The sequence below is a fragment of the Rufibacter glacialis genome (genome assembly GCF_008271745.1).
Lineage (GTDB): Bacteria > Bacteroidota > Bacteroidia > Cytophagales > Hymenobacteraceae > Nibribacter > Nibribacter glacialis.
Window position 1 is genome coordinate 178,159 of the sequence record NZ_VKKZ01000001.1, and the last position, 6,371, is coordinate 184,529.

2 protein-coding genes and 2 pseudogenes are annotated in these 6,371 nt (G+C 43.8%); 2 read left to right on the plus strand and 2 right to left on the minus strand.

Annotation, left to right across the window (positions count from 1 at the left end):
• Positions 1-241 precede the first annotated feature (241 nt).
• Positions 242-1,954, minus strand: coding sequence for a RagB/SusD family nutrient uptake outer membrane protein (locus FOE74_RS00745; RefSeq protein ID WP_149096698.1), 1,713 nt, complete (start codon positions 1,952-1,954; stop codon positions 242-244).
• A gap of 11 nt (positions 1,955-1,965) precedes the next feature.
• Positions 1,966-5,199, minus strand: a complete 3,234-nt coding sequence (locus FOE74_RS00750) for a SusC/RagA family TonB-linked outer membrane protein (protein WP_225840585.1) — start codon at positions 5,197-5,199, stop codon at positions 1,966-1,968.
• 348 nt (positions 5,200-5,547) lie between these two features.
• On the opposite strand from FOE74_RS00750, the pseudogene fumC reads away from it, so the two are divergent.
• Positions 5,548-5,861, plus strand: a pseudogene (fumC, locus tag FOE74_RS00755) (class II fumarate hydratase); the annotation flags it as partial.
• 139 nt (positions 5,862-6,000) lie between these two features.
• A pseudogene (locus tag FOE74_RS21350) lies at positions 6,001-6,371 on the plus strand (IS3 family transposase); the annotation flags it as partial.

Below are 6,371 nucleotides of genomic sequence, written 5' to 3' on the forward strand. Positions count from 1 at the left end.
AATGCCCTTCTGCAGCAGCAGAAGGGCATTTCTGTTTTAGGGGGTGCTTTTAATAATAAGTTGGGCTTTGCATGATGAAGGTTTTAAAATAATGTTTACACGCAAGTGATTAATGCTATCAATCTTTTCTAAGCATAATCCCCACCAGATTCTGGTGTAGTTTTATCAAACAGTGCTTAAACAGAAAGGCCCGCAACTTGCGAGCCTTTCTGCATGAATTCAATATCTCAGAGGCGGTTTATTACCATCCTGGGTTCTGAGTGAGAGTTACTCCCTTTTCTTTATAAAGCACGATCTGATCCAACGGAAGTGGGCTTAAATAGTACTTAGGATCTGTGTTCGTCCTTTGAGTGGCAGCGGTCCAGGCTGGGGTGATGTACCCCTCTGGATCATTTTGGTCTTTATCCACCACTACACTTGTACTGAGTTTAGGATAATCAGCTTTTCTGATCCAGGCACCCATATTGATTTCAGGGTTGGTGATGGTGTTAGTATATTCTAACTTCTTCCATCTTTTGAGGTCATCTAACCTGAATCCTTCAAAGACTAACTCAATTCTCCTCTCTCTACGGATCTCCCAAATAAAAGCAGGAACACTTGGGTCTCTGTCTGGGTCATCATAAGTCTGGCCATTTATTGCTGGCTGACCACCTTTTACTTCTAACTTAGGAATATTGATTCCTGGTCTGCTTCTCAAAACATTGATGGATATATCCAAATCACCTTGAGTTACTTCAGGTCCGCCAACAGTAGCTAATTCTGTAACAGCTTCTGCATAGTTCATCAATACCTCTCCAAAACGAATAACAGGGGCATCAGCATAGCCACCACTCAAACTTCCCTCTGGCAAATCTTTGATCTCCTCATTCAGGAATTTATGCGTGGCGATTCCAGTAGTAGAATAGTTTCCTGCAATTCCATTTAATCTGAGTTGATCAGAAACAAACGTTTGGGTAATCCTTGGGTCTCTGTTAGCCATTACTTTGGTGATACCTTTGTCACCTTGGTACACGGTAGAAACCTTGATAGGTAAGCCATCCTTCCCTAAATAGGAATCAATCAAATCCTTTGAAGGTCCCGTTTGCGGTTCTTTGTTATTATAGCTATTAAGGGCATGGGTAAGAACGCCGGGGGCATACTCTCTATAAAGAATAACCTCTGGGTTTCCTGCCAGGTTAAGAGAATTGAAAACCTCTCTGTAGTTTCCTAACCTGTATCTTCCTGACTTTATCACCTCATTTGCAGCCCATTTAGAAGCCGCTAGGTATTCTGCTGCTTTAGCAGAATTGTTATGGTGATATTTCTGCCAAGTTCCTTCAAATAAGAATACTCTTGACATGTAAGCTAATATCACATCTCTGTTAACTGTCTGCCCTTTTTGACCATTGGTTAGGCGCACATTTTCAACGGCATATTTAAAGTCAGCTAAAACACTGTCCATTACCAAGGTACGGCGGTCACGTGGTTTATAAAGTTGATCAATATCTGTCTCTAAAAGAGAATTGCTATACCAAGGCACATCACCAAAGCTTTTCACCAAGTCAGAATACTCCAAACCTCTAAAGAAACGGCCAATGCCTCTCCAGTGATTAATGGCTTCCTGGCTCATAGGCACTGTTTGCACACGATTGATGAAAATATTCGCTTTTCTAACCCAGGTAAAGGTCCATCCACCACCAGAAGCTGGAACAGCATTGGGGGTAAACTGGACAGGTGTGGTAGGGGCGAAGTCATCATTCAACGCTTGCCCTGTAAAATACCTACCCCACGTATTGCCTGATCCGTAGCCGGTAAAATAGGCGGAATAAAACCCATAGGAGAATGTTCTCACACTAGCCTCATTCACCCAATAGGTTTCATCCCTTAATTGGTCAATTGGGGGGGTCTCAAGAAAATCTTCACAACTAAAAAGGGTTAGCGCAAAGAACAAAATTGATGCTATTCTAATTTTCATGGTTATACAATTTAAAGGGTTACCTGAAGACCAAATGAAAGGTTCGTTTGGTAAGGGTAAACACGACCAAAGGTAGCTGGGTCATTCAAACCAGAAGTTGTATAATTAACCTCTGGATCAATTGGAATATCACCTAATTTATCAAAAGTAAGAAGGTTCTCTCCGCTGAAGTAAACTCGCGCACGCTCAACTTTCACCTTGCTGGTTAACGTTTTCGGCAATGTATAACCAAATGTCAAGTTCTTAACCCGGGTATAAGAAAGGTCAAGCAGATACTTGGTCTGCGGTAAGAAGTTCCTGAACGTTGTTGATTGTTGAGCATCTGTAGGACGAGGATAGAAAGCATTAGGGTTCTCTTCTGTCCAATAATCAGTTTGGTGGGCAAAGTAGGTTGCTTCACCAGCTCTGAAACCAGGAACTATAATAGCTCCAGATCCCCAGAAGTCACGCTTACCTACTCCTTGGAAAAAGATACTGAAGTCAAATCCTTTCCACTCAGCACCAAGGCGCAAGCCATATTGATAACGAGGAGTTGAATTCCCTATCACTTTTTGATCACCAGGATCAGTAACTGTGCCTGAGCCACGGGTAATTTTACCATCGCCGTTCAGATCCTTGAATTTTATATCACCTGGACCATAGAAGAACCCGGCATTTTCAAATAAGGTTTGCGTAGCAACTCCCTCTTTCATAACATATTTCCCGCTTCTCAGGATCAGGTTGCCGCTTGCATCCTGTTCGAAATCCTCTTTAGTGAAATAACGGTCTGTCTCAAACCCCCAAATATCACCAATGATTCTACCGGGTCTGTTAGCGTTGATGCCTGTGTTGTTAGCGAACTCTGTTACTTCTTCTTTAAAGTCAGACAGCATGGCTGTAGCATTGAAACGCAGCTCATTTTTGAAGGTGTGGGTGAAATCAACCGCTAATTCCCAACCAGTAGTAGTTAACTCGCCAAAGTTTCTAAGAGGAACAGGAGAACCCAATGTCACTGGCAGAACTTCTCCTGCACTGTGTATGTCAGTAGTTTTTCTTTCATACCAGTCAAAGGTAACGCCGAACTTATCTCTCAAGAATCTTGAATCAAACCCGAAATCCAGAGTAGTTACTGTTTCCCAAGTAAGACCTTCCTGGATATAAGCAGGAGTTCCTACTTGAGGGGTATTTATTCCACCTATCACCCAATTAGATACACCTGGAGTCATAGTGGAATAGATGTTGTTTATATTAGCGTTCTGGTTTCCGATAGATCCCCAAGAACCCCTAAGTTTCAAAAACGTTAACACTGGTTCAGCAAAATCCATGAAAGGCTCTTCTGTGATGACATAACCGGCCGACATAGATGGGAAAAAGCCCCATTTCTGGCTTCTGGATAATCTAGATGACCCATCATACCTACCGTTCACCTCCAGAAGAAACTTGTCTTTGAAAGAGTAGTTAACCCGCCCAAAGAAACCTAGGGTAGTCCACTTATCACGGTTACCTCCTACTAACTGGTCTCCAACAGCTAGAGGTAATTCTCCTTGATCAGGATTTAACAAACCTCTTCTCTCAGAATAATTCCACCAATATTCCATCTCCTCTACATCACCTCCGGCTATTATTTTGAAGGAATGGTCATTGAGGTCTTTTACATAGGTGGCAAAAGCCTTACCCGTTAACATTTCTCTGCGGCTGTTCTCATAGCGAACTTTATCATAGCCAGCTGTTGTATATGGTCCGTAAGGCCATGTACCTCCACCTGTCCAGTAGTTATAAGCGTTTACAGCTCCACCTGTTTGATGAACTTGACCAGCGGTGTTGTTATAAGTAAAATCTGCGTCTACTGTTAAGCCTTCAAAGGGTCTAAGGGTTCCACCTACTGAAATCCTTGATAAAGATGATTTATTATCATTCATTTTAGCCTGTTCCACTTCTGTGATAGCACTTCTGAATGGTTTGCCTTCATAAGTACCGTATGGGAAGTTTACTGGCCATCTGAATAGATAATACCAAGGGTCATAAGTGGCACTGCCAAAGTTGAATGGTTCAGTGGTGAGGGTGTTGGTGTACATCACTCTAGCTCTTGTATCCAACCAGTCGGTCACACTTGTACTTACATTCATGTTTAGAGTGTACCTATTGAACTCATCTGGATTAACCTTTAGAACACCAGTTTGTCCTAAGTAGCCTGCGCCAAGATGGAAAGTGGTTTTTTCACTTCCTCCAGAAACAGACAGATCATGCTTTTGCATGGGTGTCCAATCCCGCATGTACATTTCTGCAGGATCCCAAGTTCTGTAAAAAAACAAGCGGCCATTTCTAACCTCGAAGTCACGGCCCATCACCATATCAGGGCCTAAGTCTTGGCCACCATATTGACTTTCCCAATCCCGTATTTTCTGAATGGCCAGGTCATCAAAGTAGACACCCACTATCCCCATCTCTGTTAATTTAGGATCTGTTCTTCTGGCAGAAGCAAGCGCCATTTCCCCGGCATCTGCCGCATTGGCCATTTCAGGGGTACGGGTTGGCTTGTTCCAAGAGAAGTTGTTTGAGTAGTTCACCTTTGTTGGTGCTCCTTTCTTGCCTGTTTTGGTAGTAATGAGGATTACACCCCAAGCAGCTCGTGCACCATAGATAGAGGCAGAAGCGGCATCTTTCAAAACAGAGATTGACTCAATATCTTCAGGATTCACTAATTGTAAACTAGGTACCTCTACGTTGTCTACTAAAATCAGTGGTTGTGCTCCTCCGCTTCCGCTTAGGGTACCTGTCATACCGCGCAAGTTGATAGTTGGGTTCTGCCCGATTTGTCCAGAAGGGCTTGTGATACTTAGCCCAGGAGTAGTACCCTGTAATGCGCGGCCCACATCTGTGATTGGTCTAGACTCTAACACTTTAGCATCCACTGTAGAAACAGCACTAGTAACGTTGCTTCTCTTCTGGGTACCATACCCCACTACTACCACTTCATCAAGGGCTTTAGCATCTGATCCCAATTTCACATCAATAGTACCAGCGGCACCTATTGTATGTTCCTGCGGTAGCGCCCCGATAAAGCTAAATACCAAGACACTTCCTTGAGCTGCCTGAATGGAATATCTACCCTCAGTATCTGTTGAGGTACCGTTGGTTGTTCCTTTCACTACTACGCTCACACCAGGCATGGCGGATCCGTCTTCAGAAGAGGTGACCCTTCCGGTAATGGTTTTGCTCTGGGCAAAACCTGCCTGTGCAATACACAAGCTTAAGGTGAACAGCATTAGCCGTAACATTATTTTCATGATTGAGAATTAAGTGGTACTAGATGATTGTCGTTGTTAATCTGCCGAATTAAATAAGGGGGACATTATCTCATAGGACGAACGCTTTTAAGAATGGAGGGATAGGCAACTCTTTTGGGATTAAAGTTTTTGCCTTTTGATTGTATACACAAAGTAAGGGTAAAATTCTCGTGAATCCTCACTTTCATGCTTTTCAGGCTCCAAAAGAGCAAGAGTAGTCTCTAGATATTCCGCATTCCCCAAGTGACCTTTTATTTTTGATAAATCTGATTTAACCACGTATCCACCAAATCTTATATTTTCAGGTGATTATTTTCAGGGTATAGATTGATGATCTTCCACCTGCTCATGAGCGCCCGTCACCTAGCCGATGCCTGTGATTCTTTTGACAAGCACTGCGCCGTGGGATTGAACCCAACTACGAGGTAATCAAGCGCCTGCTGGACAATTCGCTCATGCTGGCTTGGGCGCTGAAACCACACGTAGGCTATGACAACGCCGTCAAAATAGCTAAGAAAACCCACAAGGAAGGCACCACCCTGCGCCAAGCCGCCCTTGACCTTGGCCTGCTTATTGATGAGCAGTTCACGGAGTGGGTACGCCCTGAAGAAGATATGATTGGGAGCTTGAAGAAGTCATAATAGGAAAACAACCGGTGTTTTTAGCCAAATTTGACCTAAACGGCTTATAAAAGGAAAGGCCCTTCTGCTGCTGCAGAAGGGCCTTTCTTGTTTAGAGAATGTACCGTCCTAAAATAAGTTGACACAAAAGTTGACTTATATGGAAGAAACAATCAGGAAGGGCTTTTTACGGAAAAGTCAAAAGGACTACAGTCTGGCCTTTAAGCTGGATGTTGTGGACCAGGTAGAAAAAGGGCTTCTGACCTACAAGCAGGCGCAGTCGAAGCACGGCATCCAGGGCCGTTCGACGGTTTTGGTCTGGCTACGTAAACATGGTAGCTTAGACTGGGAAAGCAAGACACCTATGAAAGACAAGCGGCCACCCCGCAAGAAGATCCACGCGTTGGAAGCCAGGATCAAGCGCCTGGAGCAGGAGAAGATGATCCTCAACCGGGCCATCGATATCGCTGACGAACAGTTCGGCACCAATATCCGAAAAAAGTATTTGCCCCTCTCGCAGCAAGCTTTCCG

Bases quoted from the DNA above. Each gene is read 5' to 3' on its own strand.
- FOE74_RS00745 (WP_149096698.1), bottom strand. From the start codon at position 1,954: ATGAAAATTAGAATAGCATCAATTTTGTTCTTTGCGCTAACCCTTTTT.
- FOE74_RS00750 (WP_225840585.1), bottom strand. From the start codon at position 5,199: ATGCTGTTCACCTTAAGCTTGTGTATTGCACAGGCAGGTTTTGCCCAG.